Genomic DNA, 2,858 nt, shown 5'->3' with positions numbered 1-2,858 from the left:
CAAGCACGTATCATCGCTGCTCTAGAGTTGGCTGAGCAACGTGAAAAGCCGACTTGGGTTGAAGTTGACGGTAAGAAATTGGAAGGCAGCTTTAAGCGTCTACCTGAGCGTTCAGACCTGTCTGCGGACATTAATGAACAACTAATCGTCGAACTTTACTCTAAGTAAAGTTAAGAGTTAAGAGAGGATAAAATGCAGGGTTCTGTTACAGAATTTCTAAAACCAAGGTTAGTCGACATCGACGCTATAAACCCAACGCGTTCTAAAATAGTTTTAGAACCATTAGAGCGTGGCTTTGGTCACACTCTGGGTAATGCTTTACGCCGTATATTACTTTCATCTATGCCTGGATGTGCAGTAACTGAAGTAGAAATCGACGGTGTATTACATGAGTACAGCGCGAAAGAAGGCGTTCAAGAAGACATCATTGAAATACTATTAAACCTTAAAGGTTTAGCAGTAACGTTAGAAGGCAAAGATGAAGTTTTTCTGACCCTGACTAAATCTGGTGTAGGCCCTGTTACTGCGGCTGATATTCAGCACGATGGCGATGTAACAATTGCTAATCCAGATCACGTTATCTGTAATTTAACTACAGGTAACAGCGAGATCAGCATGCGTATTCGTGTTGAGCGCGGTCGTGGTTATGTGCCGGCATCTAGTCGTTTATCCTCTGATGACGATGAGCGTCCAATTGGTAGATTGTTGCTTGATGCATCATTCAGCCCAGTTGAACGTATTGCGTACTCGGTTGAATCAGCTCGAGTTGAGCAACGTACAGATTTAGACAAATTAATCATTGATATGGAAACAAACGGTACATTAGATCCTGAAGAAGCGATCCGCCGTGCGTCTACTATCTTAGCTGAGCAATTAGATGCATTCGTAGATTTACGCGATGTAACTGAGCCAGAAGAGAAAGAAGAGAAACCAGAATTCGATCCTATTCTGCTTCGTCCAGTCGATGATCTTGAACTAACAGTACGCTCAGCAAATTGTTTGAAAGCCGAGCAAATTCAATATATCGGTGATTTAGTTCAGCGCACTGAGGTTGAGCTTCTTAAAACGCCTAATCTAGGTAAGAAGTCTCTAACTGAAATTAAAGACGTGCTAGCTTCACGTGGTCTTTCTCTAGGTATGCGCCTAGAAAACTGGCCACCTGCAAGTTTAGCTGAATAATCTAAATCACTATATTAGTTTAGTTAGAAGGATAGGGTCATGCGCCATCGTAAGAGTGGTCGTCAATTAAACCGTAACAGTAGCCATCGTAAAGCGATGTTCAGCAATATGGCAGGTTCTTTGGTGAAACATGAAATCATCAAAACTACTTTGCCAAAAGCGAAAGAGTTACGTCGTGTAATTGAACCTTTAATCACACTGGCTAAGACTGACAGTGTAGCAAACCGCCGTTTAGCGTTTGCTCGCACACGCGACAATGAAGTTGTTGGTAAATTATTCAGTGAAATCGGTCCACGTAACGCGGATCGTCCAGGTGGTTACACTCGTATTCTTAAGTGTGGCTTCCGTACTGGTGATAATGCACCAATGGCTTATATTGAACTAGTTGGTCGCCCAGCGACTAGCGAAGAAGTTCAAGAAGACGCACAGTCTGCAGAGTAAGTCTTAAAGAAACCTAAAGCCGAGCTTATGCTCGGCTTTTTAATGCCTGAAATTTACAAATTAAACTTCTGCATTATTATATTTACCTATTACCTATTACCTATTACCTATTACCTATTACCTATTACCTATTTACCTATTACCTATTTACCACTAATCTCAAGTCAGCCAAAACACAGCTCTATTGCATTAATGATTTGGCTAAGTGAGTAGCATTACTATAAAAACGGTAACGTTACACCTAAGAAAAATCATAAGCTAAAAAGGTTGTTACCATAATTACCTTTCAAATAAGCACTAGAAAGATATTTATCATCATACACTTAGTAAAATGGCGCTATTACATAAATAAAGCTTACTATTAGTTGTGTTTTTGAGCGTTTAGCTCAAATACTCATCGAACAGCATGTTTTTTCAAGTTTTCTTTAAAAAAGGGTTGATCTGTTTTCGGATCTCCCTATAATGCGACCCCACTGAGACGGCAGAGCAGGCAACGCTTAGCGAGGCAAGCAAACCACTTAGTGAGTCGAGTAAAACTTGAGTTTAGATTTTTATAAAATTTAAAATTAAGTGTTGACAAAAATACAGGAAAGCGTAAGATTCGCTTCCCTTGAGTCGCTAAGGCAACTCAAACGTTCTTTAACAATATAAAGCAATCATCTGTGTGGGCACTCGTACAGATTGAGTTCTAACAGCCAAGCTACTAAGGTAGTGAGGCAAACAAATTAGAGTCTCAATTGAAACTGAGTGACCAACAGCAATAACTTACTTAGGTTTTACTTAAGGAAAGAATTGCAGCACAGTCAATTCAATATCGAAAGATATTAAATAAATTCAGAATTCATTGAGCTGTCGAAAGACACAAAACTTTTTAATTGAAGAGTTTGATCATGGCTCAGATTGAACGCTGGCGGCAGGCCTAACACATGCAAGTCGAGCGGTAACAGAAAGTAGCTTGCTACCTTGCTGACGAGCGGCGGACGGGTGAGTAATGCTTGGGAACATGCCTTGAGGTGGGGGACAACAGTTGGAAACGACTGCTAATACCGCATAATGTCTACGGACCAAAGGGGGCTTCGGCTCTCGCCTTTAGATTGGCCCAAGTGGGATTAGCTAGTTGGTGAGGTAATGGCTCACCAAGGCAACGATCCCTAGCTGGTTTGAGAGGATGATCAGCCACACTGGAACTGAGACACGGTCCAGACTCCTACGGGAGGCAGCAGTGGGGAATATTGCAC

General features: G+C 41.5%; 2 protein-coding genes, 1 rRNA gene and 1 pseudogene. All 4 read left to right on the top strand.

The genetic code is table 11. The features are described from left to right. Positions 1–168 (top strand): annotated as a pseudogene (rpsD, locus tag BCG07_RS00340) (30S ribosomal protein S4); the annotation flags it as partial. Positions 169–192: 24 nt separating this feature from the next. Continuing rightward, on the top strand, positions 193–1,179 hold the full coding sequence (locus BCG07_RS00335; protein WP_008127834.1) for a DNA-directed RNA polymerase subunit alpha: 987 nt from the start codon (positions 193–195) through the stop codon (positions 1,177–1,179). 39 nt (positions 1,180–1,218) lie between these two features. Further along, the gene (rplQ, locus tag BCG07_RS00330; RefSeq protein ID WP_006794892.1) at positions 1,219–1,620 is read left to right on the top strand and encodes a 50S ribosomal protein L17; all 402 of its coding nucleotides are present in this window, start codon (positions 1,219–1,221) and stop codon (positions 1,618–1,620) included. Between the two features lie 872 nt (positions 1,621–2,492). Further along, positions 2,493–2,858: ribosomal RNA gene (locus BCG07_RS00325) — 16S ribosomal RNA — on the top strand; the annotation flags it as partial.

It is taken from the genome of Pseudoalteromonas sp. ESRF-bin5, assembly GCF_002632075.1.
Lineage (GTDB): Bacteria > Pseudomonadota > Gammaproteobacteria > Enterobacterales > Alteromonadaceae > Pseudoalteromonas > Pseudoalteromonas marina.
The sequence above is the reverse complement of the archived record's forward strand: the minus strand, read 5'-3'. Positions and strand labels throughout refer to the sequence as shown.

Excerpts from the sequence above, each read along its gene's own strand:
- BCG07_RS00335 (WP_008127834.1), top strand. The coding sequence starts at position 193 with ATGCAGGGTTCTGTTACAGAATTTCTAAAACCAAGGTTAGTCGACATC.
- rplQ (WP_006794892.1), top strand. The coding sequence starts at position 1,219 with ATGCGCCATCGTAAGAGTGGTCGTCAATTAAACCGTAACAGTAGCCAT.